The organism is Flavobacterium columnare (assembly GCF_014844295.1).
Lineage (GTDB): Bacteria > Bacteroidota > Bacteroidia > Flavobacteriales > Flavobacteriaceae > Flavobacterium > Flavobacterium columnare.
In genome coordinates this window covers 1087046-1104164 of sequence record NZ_CP054494.1, presented here as the reverse complement: position 1 = coordinate 1104164, position 17119 = coordinate 1087046, and the positions used below count along the sequence as shown (strand labels likewise).

19 protein-coding genes and 1 tRNA gene are annotated in these 17119 nt (G+C 32.6%); 4 read left to right on the top strand and 16 right to left on the bottom strand.

The window, feature by feature from the left end:
• Positions 1 to 6: 6 nt before the first annotated feature.
• The 4 genes from ftsA (at position 7) to HUE53_RS04935 (ending at position 4237) form a co-directional block, all read left to right on the top strand.
• Positions 7 to 1383 carry a cell division protein FtsA gene (gene ftsA, locus HUE53_RS04950; protein ID WP_014164885.1) on the top strand — a complete coding sequence of 459 codons (1377 nt, stop codon included), beginning with the start codon at positions 7 to 9 and terminating at the stop codon, positions 1381 to 1383.
• A 47-nt stretch (positions 1384 to 1430) separates the two neighbouring features.
• The gene (gene ftsZ / locus HUE53_RS04945; protein ID WP_014164884.1) at positions 1431 to 3476 is read left to right on the top strand and encodes a cell division protein FtsZ; all 2046 of its coding nucleotides are present in this window, start codon (positions 1431 to 1433) and stop codon (positions 3474 to 3476) included.
• A gap of 151 nt (positions 3477 to 3627) precedes the next feature.
• Complete coding sequence (locus HUE53_RS04940) at positions 3628 to 4077, top strand: GatB/YqeY domain-containing protein (protein ID WP_014164883.1); 450 nt, start codon at positions 3628 to 3630, stop codon at positions 4075 to 4077.
• Positions 4078 to 4164: 87 nt separating this feature from the next.
• A tRNA-Arg gene (locus HUE53_RS04935) sits at positions 4165 to 4237 on the top strand.
• Positions 4238 to 4943: 706 nt separating this feature from the next.
• Here the strand turns inward: HUE53_RS04935 and HUE53_RS04930 are convergent.
• The 16 genes from HUE53_RS04930 to HUE53_RS04855 form a co-directional block, all read right to left on the bottom strand.
• Positions 4944 to 5090, bottom strand: a complete 147-nt coding sequence (locus HUE53_RS04930; protein ID WP_155761336.1) for a hypothetical protein — start codon at positions 5088 to 5090, stop codon at positions 4944 to 4946.
• A 72-nt stretch (positions 5091 to 5162) separates the two neighbouring features.
• A complete protein-coding gene (locus HUE53_RS04925) occupies positions 5163 to 5384 on the bottom strand; it encodes a hypothetical protein (RefSeq protein ID WP_014164882.1) in 222 nt (73 codons plus the stop codon).
• A 28-nt stretch (positions 5385 to 5412) separates the two neighbouring features.
• On the bottom strand, positions 5413 to 5772 hold the full coding sequence (locus HUE53_RS04920; RefSeq protein WP_192188759.1) for a transthyretin-like family protein: 360 nt from the start codon (positions 5770 to 5772) through the stop codon (positions 5413 to 5415).
• Between the two features lie 104 nt (positions 5773 to 5876).
• Positions 5877 to 6215, bottom strand: coding sequence for a hypothetical protein (locus HUE53_RS04915; protein WP_148265430.1), 339 nt, complete (start codon positions 6213 to 6215; stop codon positions 5877 to 5879).
• A 46-nt stretch (positions 6216 to 6261) separates the two neighbouring features.
• Complete coding sequence (locus HUE53_RS04910; RefSeq protein ID WP_014164879.1) at positions 6262 to 6612, bottom strand: peptidase associated/transthyretin-like domain-containing protein; 351 nt, start codon at positions 6610 to 6612, stop codon at positions 6262 to 6264.
• Positions 6613 to 6614: 2 nt separating this feature from the next.
• The gene (locus HUE53_RS04905; protein WP_014164878.1) at positions 6615 to 7127 is read right to left on the bottom strand and encodes a hypothetical protein; all 513 of its coding nucleotides are present in this window, start codon (positions 7125 to 7127) and stop codon (positions 6615 to 6617) included.
• Between the two features lie 105 nt (positions 7128 to 7232).
• Entirely contained in the window at positions 7233 to 7538 is a 306-nt protein-coding gene (locus tag HUE53_RS04900; protein WP_065213011.1) for a hypothetical protein, read from the bottom strand.
• A 2-nt stretch (positions 7539 to 7540) separates the two neighbouring features.
• Positions 7541 to 9010, bottom strand: a complete 1470-nt coding sequence (locus tag HUE53_RS04895; protein ID WP_192188758.1) for a hypothetical protein — start codon at positions 9008 to 9010, stop codon at positions 7541 to 7543.
• Between the two features lie 2 nt (positions 9011 to 9012).
• Positions 9013 to 9660 carry a phage baseplate assembly protein V gene (locus HUE53_RS04890; protein ID WP_014164875.1) on the bottom strand — a complete coding sequence of 216 codons (648 nt, stop codon included), beginning with the start codon at positions 9658 to 9660 and terminating at the stop codon, positions 9013 to 9015.
• A gap of 36 nt (positions 9661 to 9696) precedes the next feature.
• A complete protein-coding gene (locus tag HUE53_RS04885) occupies positions 9697 to 10320 on the bottom strand; it encodes a hypothetical protein (RefSeq protein WP_192188757.1) in 624 nt (207 codons plus the stop codon).
• Between the two features lie 6 nt (positions 10321 to 10326).
• The gene (locus tag HUE53_RS04880) at positions 10327 to 10962 is read right to left on the bottom strand and encodes a hypothetical protein (RefSeq protein WP_138425619.1); all 636 of its coding nucleotides are present in this window, start codon (positions 10960 to 10962) and stop codon (positions 10327 to 10329) included.
• Between the two features lie 13 nt (positions 10963 to 10975).
• The gene (locus HUE53_RS04875) at positions 10976 to 12610 is read right to left on the bottom strand and encodes a zinc metalloprotease (RefSeq protein ID WP_192188756.1); all 1635 of its coding nucleotides are present in this window, start codon (positions 12608 to 12610) and stop codon (positions 10976 to 10978) included.
• Positions 12611 to 12612: 2 nt separating this feature from the next.
• The gene (locus HUE53_RS04870) at positions 12613 to 14535 is read right to left on the bottom strand and encodes a type VI secretion system Vgr family protein (protein ID WP_192188755.1); all 1923 of its coding nucleotides are present in this window, start codon (positions 14533 to 14535) and stop codon (positions 12613 to 12615) included.
• Positions 14536 to 14566: 31 nt separating this feature from the next.
• Entirely contained in the window at positions 14567 to 14956 is a 390-nt protein-coding gene (gene tssD, locus HUE53_RS04865; protein ID WP_014164870.1) for a type VI secretion system tube protein TssD, read from the bottom strand.
• Between the two features lie 225 nt (positions 14957 to 15181).
• Positions 15182 to 15568, bottom strand: coding sequence for a type VI secretion system tube protein TssD (tssD, locus tag HUE53_RS04860; RefSeq protein ID WP_014164869.1), 387 nt, complete (start codon positions 15566 to 15568; stop codon positions 15182 to 15184).
• 605 nt (positions 15569 to 16173) lie between these two features.
• Entirely contained in the window at positions 16174 to 17037 is an 864-nt protein-coding gene (locus tag HUE53_RS04855) for a sigma-70 family RNA polymerase sigma factor (RefSeq protein ID WP_014164868.1), read from the bottom strand.
• Positions 17038 to 17119: the final 82 nt, after the last annotated feature.

Below are 17119 nucleotides of genomic sequence, written 5' to 3'. Positions count from 1 at the left end.
AAGAGTATGGAAAGAGATAATATAGCAGTAGGGCTTGATATAGGTACAACTAAAATTGTAGCTATGTTAGGTAAGAAAAATGAATATGGTAAGCTTGAAATTTTAGGCGTAGGGAAGTCTAAAAGTCTCGGTGTGGCTCGTGGCGTAGTAAATAATATTACTCAAACCATCCAGTCTATACAAGAAGCTGTTTCCCTAGCAGAAAAAGATTCAGGCTATAAGATAAAAGATGTAGTGGTGGGTATTGCAGGGCAACACATCCGTAGTATTCAGCACAGTGACTATATATCAAGACCTAATGCCGAAGAAGTAATTAGTGAAAAAGACATTAATATGCTTATCGGACAGGTTCAAAAATTACCTATGTTACCAGGGGAAGAAATAATTCACGTATTGCCTCAAGAATTTAAAATTGATGGTCAAGAAGGAATAAAAGAACCTATAGGAATGTATGGAGGGCGTTTAGAAGCTAGTTTTCACGTTGTATTAGGACAAGCTTCTTCTATTCGTAATGTAGGACGTTGTATAAAAAGTGCAGGTCTAGACTTGTCGGGGCTAACCTTAGAACCGTTAGCTTCTGCCGATGCTGTTTTAAGTCAAGAGGAAAAAGAGGCTGGAGTAGCCCTGATTGATATTGGAGGAGGTACCACAGATTTAGCCATTTTTAAAGACGGTATTATTCGTCATACAGCTGTTGTCCCATTTGGTGGTAACGTAATAACAGAAGACATCAAAGAAGGGTGTTCAATTATAGAAAAACAAGCGGAATTGTTAAAAACAAAATTTGGTTCTGCTTGGCCAGGAGAAAATAAAGATAACGAAATTGTTTCTATTCCAGGCTTAAGAGGGCGTGAACCTAAAGAAATTTCGTTAAAAAATCTTTCTAAAATAATTCATGCGCGTGTTGTGGAAATTATAGAACAGATTTATAGCGAAATCAGGTCGTACGGTCATGATGATCCAAGAAAAAAATTAATTGCAGGAATTGTTCTAACAGGGGGTGGCTCTCAGTTAAAACATATCAAACAATTAGTTGAGTATATAACAGGAATGGATACCCGTATAGGTTATCCAAACGAACATTTAGCAGGTAGCTCAGGCGAAGAAATTTCAAGCCCATTATATGCTACAGCAGTAGGTCTTGTTATGAATAGTATTCGTAATAATACAATGAGTGCTATTCCTCAGGAAGATTATATTCCAGAACCTATTTTAGTTCAAAAACCGACAGAAGAAGAACAAAAAATTATAGAAGAGGAGTTGAAAAAAGAAATTGAGGAAGCCCAAATCCCTGAATCAAAATCAACTGAAAAAACGATTCGTCGTTCCTTTTTTGATAAATATATAGATAAAATTAAAGATTTTTTAGATAATGCCGAGTAATCGTTCGTTATCAATAGTAACACAAGAAAATATAAATACCAAATAGTATGGAAAGCAACTCAGGATTTGGAAGTATCTCATTTGATTTGCCTAAAACGCAAACCAATGTGATAAAAGTAATTGGTGTTGGTGGTGGTGGTAGTAATGCTATAAACCACATGTATAAACAAGGAATCAAAGGTGTTGATTTCATTGTATGTAATACAGATTCTCAAGCTTTACAAAATAGTAATGTGCCACATCGTATTCAGTTAGGTGCTAATCTAACAGAAGGACTAGGCGCTGGAGCAAACCCAGAAGTAGGGCACCAAGCAGCTTTAGAAAGCATTGAGGATATTGAAAAAATGTTAGATGCAAACACTAAGATGGTTTTTATCACAGCGGGTATGGGCGGTGGTACCGGTACAGGTGCTGCACCAGTAATTGCTCAGTTGGCCAAAGAAAAAGACATCTTAACTGTTGGTATCGTAACAATTCCTTTTCAGTTTGAAGGCAAAGTCCGTTCAGAACAAGCTTTATTAGGAGTTGAAAAATTAAGAAAACAAGTAGATTCATTAATTGTTATTAATAACAACAAACTTCGTGAAGTATACGGTAATCTAGGTTTTAAAGCAGGATTTTCTAAAGCAGATGAAGTTTTAGCTACTGCTTCAAGAGGTATTGCAGAAGTAATTACACATCACTATACCCAAAATATAGACTTAAAGGATGCTAAGACCGTATTATCTAATAGCGGTACAGCTATTATGGGGTCTGCTACAGCAGAAGGAGAACATAGAGCTAAAGAAGCTATTGTTGCAGCCTTAGATTCTCCATTGTTAAATGATAATAAGATCACAGGTGCTAAAAACGTTTTGTTGCTTATCGTTTCAGGTGCTAATGAAATTACTATTGATGAAATAGGAGAAATTAATGACTATATTCAAGAAGAAGCAGGGCACAATGCTAATATTATCATGGGGGTAGGAGAAGATGAAGAACTCGGAGATAAAATTTCAGTAACCGTTATTGCAACTGGTTTTTGTATAGAACAACAGGCAGGTTTTGTAAATACGGAACCTAAAAAAATAATTCATGCTTTAGAAGATGAGCAAAAGTTAGTACAAAACTTAACTCAAAAATTCGAAGCACAAGGTTTTGATTTTAATACGGTTATTACACCTTCGGAACCCGTAGTTTCAGTAATTCCAACTTCTATTGCGCCTCCTGTAGATGCAAGGGTAGTTTATACTTTAGAAGATGAAACACCTAATAACTCAGCACCATCAGCTTTTGGATCAACGGATTTTCAAAAACCTGTAATACAACAACCTGTTGTGAATCAGTCAGTAGTTTCTAACCTAGATTTAGTACCTACGTCTGAATTTATAAAGAATTTAGATGTTACTTTTGAAATAGTTTCACCTAAACCAATAGTAGCAAATGAATTTTTTATTACAACACCCGAAGCAAGAGCAATGGAAGTAGTGGCTCCTGAAGTAATTTCTACATCAGATCCAATGGCATTTACATTTGATCTACCAGTGCCTAGAAAAGAAACCATAACAAATACAACTACTATTGAAAAAAATGTATTTGAATTGACAGATGAAATAAAAGATATAAAGGTTAATCAAGCTGTTCAGTTTGTGCCTATGACCGAAGTATCTCAAGATGGAATAATCCGTCACTCTTTAGAAGAATATATGGAAAATGAAAACCCATTTTTTCATACTAAAAAGGCAGAACCTATAGTAGAAAAAATTCCTGAAGAGTTAAATATTACGATCAAGCAAACAGAAGAGCCTATGATAGAACAAAATTTGGGCTTAACTTCTAACGAAATATCACCTGTAGAAATGTCTATAGAGGAATCGTTACGTTTAAGAGCAGAAGAACGTCGTCGTAAAATGAAAGAATTTAACTATAAATTCCATAATAGCGCGTCTCGTGTAGATGAGTTTGAAAAAGTACCTGCTTATAAAAGAATGGGATTGGATGTAACAAATAATCCAATTCAGAATAACCAATCAAGAATGTCTTTAGGTTTAGACAGCAATGATGAAATACAGTTACGTTCTAATAATTCTTTTTTACATGATAATGTAGATTAGTTAAAATAAAAATGCTTTTATCTTACCCGAAAAATGTGATGATTTTTCGGGTTATTTTTTTAATTTCGCATCTCAAAAATGAACCTTTTTTATTTGTCTATAAAAAAGGTCAAATAAATCTAAAATTTCAATAATCTAATATAAAATCATTATGAGTTTATCAGCAAAAATTATGGATGAAATGAAAAATGCTATGAAAGCTAAAGATTCAGTAGCATTAGAGGCTTTAAGAGCTATTAAGTCAGCTATTTTATTAGCACAGACAGAAAGTGGCGCTAAGGAAGAAATTTCAGCTGATGATGAAATAAAAATATTACAACGTTTAGTTAAACAACGCAAGGATTCTGCGGCTATTTATATTGAACAAAATCGTTCGGATTTAGCAGAACCTGAATTAGCACAAGTAGCAGTGATCGAAACGTTTTTACCCGCTCAATTGTCAGAAGTAGAAATAGAAGCAGAAGTAGCTAAAATTATTGCAGAAGGAGGTTTTTCAGGAATGGCTGCTATGGGGCAAGTAATGGGGCAAGCTTCTAAAGCTTTAGCAGGACAAGCGGATGGAAAAACCATTTCAAATATTGTAAAAAAACTTTTAACTTAAGATAGAAAAATTATAATTAAGGATTTTGACTAGATTTTTAGTTCGATCGTATAGATTAAAATCCTTGATTTTTTTTATAATCATATTGGTTCTATAGTTCAATTGGATAGAATATCAGATTCCGGTTCTGACGATTTGGGTTCGAATCCCAATAGAGCCTCTATTATAAAATTATGATTTATATTTTAGTTTAACCCCAGGTTATACGCTAGCCTTTGTAATGAAGATGAAAAGGACAAGGGAGTTAAAAAGGGACGGAAATTTTTTACCGCAGGTTTAGTTTCATCTCTAGTTTTATAAGGCACATTCAGAAGTAACCACACTTTTGTAAAAAAATAAAAAAATGACCCATTTTGATTTACAATTTTGGGTCATTTTTGTTTTTTGGCGGATTCAAATGTTTAAAAATTGGTTTTTGGTTCGCAACAGGATGCACGTTCCCCAGTGAGGCTAGTTTTCATTTTTTTTATGCTACTAAAGTTTGCTGTTGCTGATAAATTCTTCGCCCTATTTCTAAAGCATTGGCTGTGTGAATGCCAAAGAAAATCCAAAGTATCTCACTTTTTGGGGTTTTGGCTTTGATTTTCTTGAGATGGTAATGTTCCTTTTCCTTGCCAAAACTTCCTTCTAGGCGAGTAGCTCGTTCTTTCTTGATGTGTTGGGCTAAAATTTTGCGTTGTTCTTCATTTTTTCCAGCTTTTCCTTTACGTACAAAATCGGTTTGGATAGTATTGGTTGTAGTGAACGTTCGATTTTTACTTTTTATCAGAACAGCCGTAGTAGTTTTTAAGCATCATCAGAGCAATTTTACCCTTAGGGCTAAAATAACAATGAGTTCCTTTTTGAGAATCTTTCAGTTTGAAGGCTTAAGCAAGCTCTGAAAAAGGCATCGAAAGATAAATTTTTCCCAAATCTGTTTTTAAAAATTGGGCGTAAAAACCATCAAAATCTTTATTGAGGGTAAAAAATGGAATTTGGTATTGAAATTCGCTTAAACGTATTATTTTTGCCATAGCATTTAAAGAAAAACCCCGTTTTTGACTCTTTTTGAGCTTTTTCGGGGTTTGTTTCTTCTAAAATAAGACTTATTTTATTGATAAGCAAGTGTTTATGTTATTATGAATGTGCCTTTCATGTCCTATCTCATGTGCTGCAGTTTCTTTAAATTCTTTATCTTCATTTAAATCATCTCGGTATCTCCACTTTTTTTCTTTAAATGGTTCAAATTCGTACCAATCAAAATAATAAATATAACCAATATTATAGCAAATTGCTTGTCTTGAAATAAGATTTCTTACTGCCGTCATAGGGTCTTTTTTGGTGCCTAAGAAAAGTCTATTTACCTTTGGTTTGGTTTTTAAATATCCTTTCGCGATAAAGGTCAACCGTATCTATATTTTTGTTTAAAAAATAATAGTGTGTGTTTTTGCCTGCACCTCCACCTCGAAATAACTCAATGGTATCTTTTGTATCATTTATCTCAAAAATTAAATTATTTACAGAGTGTAAATTTTGTCTTTTTAAAATAAAAAAACCTTTTCCATCTGAAAATGTGTAATTTTCTGTGTTCTCTTCTATAATTTTCGCTCTTTTTAAAGGTTTCTTATTGAGGAAAATATACCCAGTATAATTATCTTTTACTGATGGTGAGCAACTACATAATATTAATGCTATTAAAAAAAAGATATTTTTCATTTATTTTATTTTTTGTTAACCACAATAGCCCCAAAACATCTTTTTCTTCTGCCACAATTCTTTCAAAATCATAATCTAAAAAGTTTCTATTGGTATTTCATACTTCACTGACCAATAAATACTGTATCGATTTCTTTTTCTAAAAAAATATATTTTATTTTTTGCAGACCTCCACTATACATAAGTTTAAATGTGTCTTTTTTTTGTTTATTTACTAAATCATATATGACAATTAAATCATTAATATGGTTCATTTGTACTCTTTGTAGTTCAAAATATCCATCGTTATTTGTATATCCAAAATTATTTGTTGAAGCTTCTATGATTTTTGCATTTACCAATGGTTTGTTTTTATGAAGATAAATAAAACCCCTGTACTTTTTATTGTAATTCATACATGAAATCAATAAAAATATCGAACAAAAAATTAATTTACCTTTCATTTTATTTTTAGTTACCCATATTAAACCTAATAATTTTTTTCAGTTTTTATTGCTTTATTATTCTATTAAGCTTCATATCTATAAAAACAGTATCATTTCTTCCTTCTACAAAGTAATAGCGTTCTCCTCTTTCTGGATGTGTTCTGATATAATAAATTGAATCAATTATTTTATTACTTTGTTTCATGTATAGGTATTCGCCTTTGGTTAACATATTAATTCTAAAATAGCCTTTTTCATTAGTAAAAGAATATGTAAGACTATCATGTGGATCTTCTACTTTAATACTTTCTAATGGTTTTTTTTCTTCATTATATACATATCCTTGTATATATTTTGGTGTTTTGGTAGAACAAGCAAACAAAATTAAACTACAAAGTATTCCTATTGATTTCATAATTAGTGAATTTTAATTTTTATGAGCCACACTAAACTTAATACATCTTTTTCTGAAGCAGTATATCTATTAAAAAATGAATAAGGCGGATCTTTAGGATAATAAGGCATTATATCTATTTCTCCATTTAAAGGATAAGAAGAAGCATTATCTTTCATAGATTGAGTAACTGAATTTACACTTCCTTTATGACCATAAGAATAAATTGTACCTCCATATTTTTTTAATATTTCATGACCTATTTCATGTGCAGTAGTAAACTTAAAATCTATATCCTCGTTTATTTCTTCTCTGTATCTCCATTTTTTTTCTTTAAATGGTTCAAATTCGTACCAATCAAAATAATACATATAACCAACATTATAGCAAATTGCTTGTCTTGAAATTATATTTCCAGCTACGGTCATAGGATCTTTTATTGAACCTGAATTACCAGAACGCATCCAATTACCATTTGTATTATAAACAAGCTCCATAATTCCTATAGCTTTTTCTTTTGTATTAATTGCATTCATATAAAACTCAAAAGACTCTCCATTTATCTTAACATCTTTTGCAACTGTATGATTTTTATTTCTTTCCCAATGGTAATTTAAACCTTGAAGAACTAAAATAAATAACTATCTCATAGTACGTTTCATATAAAATATATGACCTTTAAAGCATTTACCATTAGGCTTACATCCAAATTTCTCTAATGTGTCTTTTACGTATCCTTCTTTTTGAATTACTACATTTCCACATCTTTTAAATTGGAATTTACCTTCTTTATCTGTTATTGAGATATTAGTGCTATCATCTAAATCTGTCACTTTTACATTTTCTAAAGGTTTCTGATCTTTTTCATCTAATATATAAGCATAGTCTTTACAGCTAAAAGTGACAAAAGTTAGAAATAAGAATAAAGTGATATTGATTGGTTTCATATTTATAGAATTTTAATTTTGGTCAACCACAAAAGACTTAAAACATCACGTTCAGAAGCTACAATTAAATTATAATCATAATTTGAAAAACTAGGGTCATCTTTAAAATAATGCATTAAATTAATTTGGGTATTATTTTTTTGTACTATATAGCTTTCATTCCCATTAGCATTTTGAAATATGGAGGATGAACCATCGTGGGTAAAAGATAACCATGTACCTCCATATTTTCTTAAAATAGTATGTCCAAGTTCATGTGCAGAAGTATACTGAAAGTCACTATCTAATTTATGTTTAATTGTTTCTAAATATCCCCAAGAATTAACGAACCAAGGCTCATACCAGTCTAAAAAATTACAATACCCAACATTATAGTAAATTTTCCCTAATACTCCTGGATTCCCCGATCGTCCCCAACTTGAATTAGAATTAAAAATTAGATCTAATTGATTCATGCTTTTCTTCTGACTATTAATAGGTGTGAGAAATGTTTCGTATTTTTCTCCATTTATTGAAACCCTAAAATTGTTATTTCTGCTCCAATGTTTCTTAATACCATCCAAAGCTAATTTCTCTAAATCTTTAAAACTTCTTGTTCTTTGTTTAATAATTGGTTTGTTAGGTTGTATAACATTTGTAGGTATATCATCCCACGGACATTCTGTAACCCAATGCGTATTATCGCGCATTCCTTTTAATACTTGTTTGCAATCTAACCCGTTTGCACCTCCATCTTTCAAATTTACACGCAAAGTAACATCTATGCGTTTTGTTTTTTTATCTATTTTTACATCTACCCAATCTACTTCTTTACGGGTAGTTTCAAATTCAATTTCCTGTACTTTTGTAGTGCTTCCTTTTTTAGCAGTAATTTTGGCTTTCAGTTTTTTGCCATCAAACCAAGTACTGTCATAAATTTCATCATTGTTAAAACCATCCCAAAGAATGCAATAATTACCTATGTGCGTTAAATCAGGATATAAGTAATCATCCATTAATTTTTGAATATCAAATGTTTTAATGGGTTTTATTGGGTTTAATGGAGGGGTTTCAGCTTTTATTTTTGAAAATAGTTTTGGCGTTTTTTGAGCAGTTATAACAATAGGAGGTAAATTAGTGACTTGATAAATTTGTTCTCCATTTTCGTTGAGTATTTGAAAGTTTAAAGAATCTAAATTGGTCATTTTTAAGGAATAGTCAAAAACAAAAAAACGATTTTCATAATTGTTTTCAAAGTCAAGTATGCCTAGTGGTACAAAAGTACTTTGTTTTTTATTTATAGATAATGAAACATCAAAATTTTCACTATCATTTTTAAAAACTTCTGGTTCTCCATAACTAACTCCTTTCTCTTCTCCTTTTAGATTGATGGTTTTGTTGGAATTAATTATTATATCCTCTTTAGCATAGTGATTTATGCCTTCTTTTGCTGTAACTATGAGTTTGCCACCTATGATTGATTTGTAAGCCATAATTAGTCTTGTTTAGATTTATCTGCGCTGTTTAATTTTACTTCTTTTTTTGAATGTTTATTAACTTCTCCGTCAGATGAGTATGTAATACCATTTTGACTATTTACGTCATATTTTTTCTCTGTTTGTATTTCTTTATCTCCTTGAATAACTTCCGTCAACTTACCTGTTACTATCGTCATCATATCCATTGCAACTGTAGTATTTTTCATGGCTCCAATGGTTTCGTTTTTGTTGATTCCTGCACTTTCGGAGATATTCATACCAACAGTTGTGCTCATGTTTTTGCCTACATTAATAATCATATCTTCGCCTGCGGTAATGATCATGTTTTTTGGCGCATTCACATTAATATTCCCATGACCGTCCATCGTCCAAGTGTTGCCACTAGGATCCTCTATAAAAACAGAACCTTGGGCATCGTTTAGAATAATTTTAGTTCCAGATCGGGTATGAATGGCTTTTACATCATTGCCGCTAGTATGGTACCCACTGGTTTCGCTTCCGTTATAATGAGTCCCTAGTACAAAAGGTTTTTCTGCATTGCCGCTTTCAAAACCTACAAGGACTTCTTCGCCTATTTCGGGGATAAAATGAAATCCTTTGCCTGCTCCTGTAGATAATTGTTTTTTGAGTGTATCCCCTTTCAAAAAGCAATAGTAGAAGCAAGAATCATTTCATAAAACTTAGTTATTTATATATTCACTATATTTTTTATCTATAACTTTACCAGTTTCTGCATCAAGGACAAAAGTTTCAATCAAATCAGATTGTTTGAACCAACTTATATACCAAACATTTTTTTTTATAGCATTATCTATTCCCCTGGCTATTTCAGTATGAATACCTCCAGTGATCGGTCCTTTAGTTAATGGTATTTTCTCTTTCTCACAAAATTGTAATATTTGCTCGAAAGTAAATTTGTAAGGTGCGTTATAGTTGGTTTCTTTTATAAGTTTTCCATCTTCACTAAACTCATACCATGTGCCTATCTTACACTGTGAATTATTATTTAAAGCAGAACCTTTAATTTTAATATTACCATTCTTATAATATCCTTTTGTTAAAGTAAAATAAGAATTTGGAACTGTAAGTCTATAAGAACTATCTGTTAATTCTAAATAAGAATTATCTTTTAAATAAATAGTAAAACTAACATCATTATATTTTATTTTCAGTTCATCATAATATTTTTTATCAAATTTTTCAAAATTTTTAGTAACTATTGGTTCCATAGTGTTATAGTCGGTAATCGTTTGTTGAGCATATCCCATTTGATAAAACAATAGTAGAAGCAAGAACCATTTCATAAATACTTAGTTATTGATATATTCACTATATTTTTTATCTATAACTTTACCAGTTTCAGCATCAAGGACAAAAGTTTCAATCAAATCAGATTGTTTGAACCAACTCACATACCAAACATTTTTTTTCAAAGCATTATCCATTCCTCTAGCTATTTCAGTATGAATGCCTCCAGTGATTGGACCTCTGGTTAAAGGGATTTTCCCTTTTTCGCAAAATTGTAATACTTGCTCAAAAGTAAATTTGTAAGGTGCGTCATAGTTGGTTTCTTTTATAAGTTTTCCATCTTCACTAAACTCATACCAAGTAGCTTTACAAAACGAATTATTGAATGCTATCCCTTTTCTTTTAATATTACCGTTAGAATAAAAGATTTTTGACACAGCAAAATAAGAATTATTAAAGTTTTTTATATAACTAATCCCCGCATTTGCTTTAACTATAACAATGTAATTTTTTTCTTGATCGAAACCGCGATAGACTTCAGGCTGTTCTTCCTCCAAAAAAGGATATTCGTTTTGATTAAATTTTTCAAAATCTTTAGTAACTATTGGTTCCATAGTGATGTTTTTAATTGTATCTGTTTTTTTTTGAGCAGTACACGTTTCTAAAAAAAGTACTAGTAGTAATAAAAAAGGTCTCATAATTATTTTGTTTTTAGGTTATGCTACCGTTTGCTATTATCCATTGCCATTGCCATAGAGTATAGCGTTCTTGTGGTGGATTCAACATATGGGAGTAATCTAGTAAATTTTCTGTCTTAGTGTATTCAAAGGTGAATTTAGCATTTGCATCTGCTTCTTTGTTTGCAAAAGTGTGGGGTAGTTTAAAACTATGCAAAAATTCGTGTGCTGCGGTTTGATCGTTTTTACCTGCAAAAAGCATTACATTTTTACCACTAGAATAACCATTAAGACCTTTGTATGCATTACTGGTATCCATATAACCTCCATCTTCCCCAAAATAGAATGCAATAAAGTGATTGTCATATTTATGTTCATCTCTAGGGTTTATTGCTTTCAATTTATCACTCAATTTTTTTCTTAAAAATTTTTCTAAATCTTCAAATCGAGCTGGTTGATGTGTGCTAATCATTAAAGTGTTAGTAGTAGTATTTTGCATAGGTTTATAATAACATTTTAATACATTTTTATTATTTTTATTAGAATCTTGTGTTACATATTTTCCTCCTGCTTGTAATTCAGGTTCGGTACTCATATCAAGTATTTCGTTAGCTACTTTTACATCTATCAGTGCCTGATGCAAATATTTTTCAAACAGAGCTTGCTGGTTAGCATTATTGCCAATTTGAATGCCATTGCTCACATTTAATTGTGGTGTTTTTACTGCTACTAACACTACCTTTGCTTTTTTACGTTGTTTGTTTTTCCACACCAGCAGTTTGCCTGCTAGTTTTTTCTCCTCAATAACTGTACCATTTGCATTGGTGGTTTTGGTAATAGCGTTAAGTGTAATAGTTTGGTCTGAGGTAAATTCATCTATACATTCTATGGTTAGATGGTCTATAAGAGCGTGTTTTCCTCTACCTTTTCCCTTTACATCAATCTCCATTGGTGTGATTAAAAAGTTTTTGTTTTCTTCAAATCGCAATATTTCAGGCTCTTCTTCTATATCTACAATAAGGCTAAGAGTGGCTTTTGTATTGCTGTAGTTAGTGGCTCTTTTTTCAATTAGTGGCGGTTTTCCTTTACCTTGAGGTATTTTTTTTGTGATTTCTTTTGGGTATAAAGAAATCCACGTACAAAAATAATCTTCTTTTATAGGGTTATTTTGTGAATCTTTAATTTCGTTACCTGAGCTATCTTTTTTGTTTTTCCAAGTTATGGTGTGATATTTATAAGCTGCTTTGAGTTTATTGAATAAACCTGGGTCTGTTTTGTAAAAACCAGCATTAAAATTAGAATCAGTTACTAGATTTGTAAAAGCTGCTTCTTTATATTGTTTGACAATTATTTTTTCATAATTAGTATCACCAAAAATATTACTTCCTCCTGTAATTAGAGCAGTATCTTCAATTCGCATCCAATCACAGCCATATTCTTCACCTTTCCAATCTTTTTTAGGTCTAAAGTGAACAATACATTTAGCTTCAATTTTCCCAGATTCTACTGTAGGAGCAGTTCCTGGATTTCCGTGTGTAATTCCTTGTCTTGCCGTTATATTAACACTTCCTTCTAAAGAAGTTAAAGTAATAGGTCCTTCAGAATAAATGTTATATTCACCTCCAACAATTTCTGTAATTTTCCCTCCAACAATTCTAGTTCTACTCATAATTAATATTGCTTAGATTTATTAGCTGAATTTATTTGAACTTCTTCGCCTGAATGTTTATTTAAATTTTTTGTACTTGTTATATCCATTCCTTTATCTGAGCTGACGGAGGTCTTGCCTTTTTTAGTCTCACTATGCACATCTCCTTGAATAACTTCCGTCAACTTACCTGTTACTATCGTCATCATATCCATTGCAACTGTAGTATTTTTCATGGCTCCAATGGTTTCGTTTTTGTTGATTCCTGCACTTTCAGTTATATTCATACCAACAGTTGTGCTCATGTTTTTGCCTACATTAATAATCATATCTTCGCCTGCGGTAATGATCATGTTTTTTGGCGCATTCACATTAATATTCCCATGACCGTCCATCGTCCAAGTGTTGCCACTAGGATCCTCTATAAAAACAGAACCTTGGGCATCGTTTAGAATAATTTTAGTTCCAGATCGGGTATGAATGGCTTTTACATCATTGCCGCTAGTATGGTACCCACTGGTTTCGCTTCCGTTATAATGAGTGCCTAGTACAAAAGGTTTTTCTGCATTGCCGCTTTCAAAACCTACAAGAACTTCTTCGCCTATTTCGGGGATAAAATGAAATCCTTTGCCTGCTCCTGAGTGGGGTTGTATTAGGCGAATCCATGGGGTTTTTTGGTTTTTTCTTTCTTGCCATGGAAATTGTACGCGTACACGCCCCATGCTCATAGGATCGTTGTTGTCTACTACCCGTGCGGTTTGTTCTTCGCAATTAGGATAGGTGTTGTCGTCAAAATAAGGAGGGGTCCATAAATCGGGAATGGCTACGAACTCGTTGTAATAGCTATTGCCATCATGAAAATGTTGAATTTCTATGATGCGATAGGTTTCCATAGGGCGGTCGTTTATATCAACCAGTTTGGTTAGATCGCCTTGTTTGAGTTGGGGGTCTTTGCTTTTGCCTTTTACGATCATCAGGTTTTCTCTGAGTTCTTTTTGTTTTCGTACGGCATCTTGTAGCTCTTTATCGGTTCGGTTGTTGATACCCGTGGGGTTGTGGAGCTTGTTGGGTTTTTTATGGAATACGTTTTTTGAGGCTTTTAGGGCTACTAGTTGGTAGGGGTTGACTTTGTTTTGTAATTGAGCTGAGGCGCTATCTCGTTGTAGGCTGGTGCCTGATTCTACATCGTAGGTGGTGTAGGTAAATTGTTGTGGTTTTACTGATATTTCAAAGGATACGTGTACTAGGTCTACACTTTCGTCTAGGTTTATGATTTTAGGGCCTACTTTGTTGCCTAACACTAGGCTCTGTCCGTTGTAATACAGGTATTCGCCATAGCGTATGGCAAGTTGTTGTAAAAATTGGTAATCTGTTTGGTTGTATTGTACGGTGTAAGGCAACACATTTTGGGTGTTGTTGTTTCGGACAATGGTATGAAGGGTGTCTTTGGGGTATTGGGCGGTTATGTCTTGAAAGATTTCTTCTAGGGTTTTGTTTTCAAAACTTTGGGATTCAAGTCCTTGTTCTAACATAATGGTAGGAGCGTGTCCTGTAATATATAGTCTGCCGTAACCGTCTTTTTTTAAAAGGTTTAAATGGGTTATAATGCCTGTAAAGGTTTGTTTTATTTCTCCAAATCGGTGCAGGTGGATGTGTATGGTTTTTCCTAGGTAGCTTTTAGAATGTTCCATGATGTAGGCTTCTTCGTTGTCTAGGGAATCGGCACGGGTATCTAGGGTAAAGGTGTCGTGTTCGTTGGTTTTTTGATGGAACTGTAGGTTAAAATGGGATTTTTCTAGGAAGGATTTGCCTTCTATGGTAAGGGTGCAGTAGACTAATGGACTGGATTTGTCGGCTAAAAAGTCTTTAAAGGAACGTAATGAGGCGTATTTTGCTATGTCGTCAGGATGGTTGAGTCTTCCATAATCGCTGTTGTAAGTATCCATATCGCGTATTTTTTAGTTGTTTAGTTGTTGTTTAATCTTTCCATTTCTTTTCGTGTGCAGCTTCGTTTAGAACAAAACGTTTGGCCATTAGACGTAGGGCAATTTGTAGCGGTTCAGTGCTTTTAGCGTCAAAATATTCCGAAAAGGAAACACAATAGGCTTTTTCAAACTTTAACTCTTGTAGTTTGCTCATGGCATCTCTTCTAAAGAATATAATGGTGCCGTTTTTGGTTTGACTGTGGTCGAGCATCCATTGTAATAGGTTGGATTTCCCGTTGCTTTCTATACGGATGTTAATTTCGCCTCCTTGAGGCATTCCTTCGGGTTTTCCTGTAGCGTCTATTTGTTGTGTAAAATTATAGTCGCAACTGAGTATGTTGTAAGTATTTCCGTCTAGTTCTAATTTAGCTAAAAAGGACATGTTTGTTTTTTTATAGGGTTGTTTATTTGAAAGAAAAAAAAGAAAAAAGGCGATCCCAAAAGATCGCAACCATCATTTAACGGAGTTCTTTTTAGACTAGGGTTGACCGGTGTAAAACCTAGGAGGTAATACAATGATTGATCTAGCCAATGTCATTTCCTTAGAGAAACTAACAAAGAACTGGGGGTTAAAAAGTTGTTTTTAGGGAACGCCTTTTTGAAGGGATTATACCCATTCGTTTTCGTAAGCTCCTGAACCTAGTTCAATTTTTTTAGCTGAAATAGTAAAGGTTTCAGTTAGTGGATTTACGCCTGTAGAATCAAAGTTTTCTCTGAATTTTACTAAGTATCCTTCTGAGAATTTTAATTCTTTTAGAACCGCTTCGCTGTCTCTTTTAAAGAATTTTACACTTCCGTCTTTTCTTTCAAATGAGTTGGTCATCCACTCAAAGAATGAAGTGTCTGCAGTACCTTCAATTGTTAATTCAATTTTTCCTCCTCTAGTTACAGTAGAAGGTCTACCCGTTGCGTCTGTTTCTTGAAATAAACCGTAGTTTACATTTAATACTGTGTACTCTTTTCCTGCTACTGCTAATTTTGCTTTGAATGACATAATTATAAATATTTAAAAAATTAAGAAATACATAAGGATATATCTATAAAGGTATAGAGTAGGTTAAAAAATGATTTTGGGGTGGGTTTTGTTAGGTATGAACCAATTTGAGTAGGATCGTTTGGGTTTTGTGGTTTCATGACATATTTTGTTTTTAATAATAACAACCATTTATGGAAATATGATTAAGTCAAATATAGTGGGTTTGTTTTATAAAAACAAGTTTTTGTTATAAAAATATAAAATAAGGTTTTTGTTTATTTAGGAGGGGGTATGTTTTAGATTTTATAATAAAAAAGTAAAAGGAGGAAGTAATATAAAGGATTTTTTTACAGATGTAGTTTTGTTATAGGTAAAAAAGAATACTTTTTTAGATTTAAAGTTCTTTTTATTTTTAATGAATTTCTATTGATGGGTTTGTGTTTAGTGAGTATGGTTTGTAATTATTCTATGAATTGGATATAAAATAAAACTCCGGTAATCAGCCGGAGTTTCAATCATCAATCAAAAAACGAACAGTCTTAGACTGTTGTTGCTGTATATATTTTTTTTAATTATAACTTTTATACGGATTACAAAGTTAATGATTTTTAGAAAAAAATACTCTAACCAAGGTAGGTTTTTAAGATTTTGCTTCTAGAGGTATGTTTTAATCTTCGGATTGCTTTTTCTTTAATTTGACGAACACGTTCGCGGGTTAAATCAAAAGTTTCCCCAATTTCTTCTAAGGTCATAGGATGTTGGTCGCCTAATCCAAAATATAAACGAACGACATCGGCTTCGCGAGGAGTTAGGGTTTCTAAAGAACGCTCGATTTCGGTACGTAGTGACTCATGGATTAATTCTCTATCAGGATTTGGTGATTCTCCAGATCGTAGTACATCATACAAATTAGAGTCTTCACCTTCTACTAACGGGGCATCCATAGATAAATGACGTCCTGAGTTTTTCATTGATTCTTTTACGTCATTTACAGTCATATCTAACTCAGCTGCTATTTCTTCAGCAGATGGAGCGCGTTCGTTAGATTGTTCTAGGAGCGCATACATTTTATTGATTTTGTTAATAGATCCAATTTTATTTAAAGGAAGTCGTACGATACGAGATTGTTCTGCTAAAGCCTGTAGGATAGATTGACGAATCCACCATACAGCGTATGAGATAAATTTGAAACCACGTGTTTCATCAAAACGTTGAGCTGCTTTAATCAATCCTAAATTTCCTTCATTGATTAAATCGGGAAGAGTTAAACCTTGATTTTGATATTGTTTTGCTACGGATACTACGAAACGTAAGTTGGCTTTTGTTAATTTTTCTAAGGCTCTTTGATCACCAGCCTTGATGCGTTGTGCTAATTCCACTTCTTCATCTGCAGTGATTAAATCTACTTTACCAATTTCTTGTAGGTATTTGTCTAGGGAAGCAGTTTCACGATTGGTTACCTGCTTAGTAATTTTGAGCTGTCTCATTTAAAAATCTCCTTGCTTTTTAAAAGTTGTAATAGTTATACGTAAAGAGTTGATAAAAAGTTACAAAAAAATAAAAAAACCT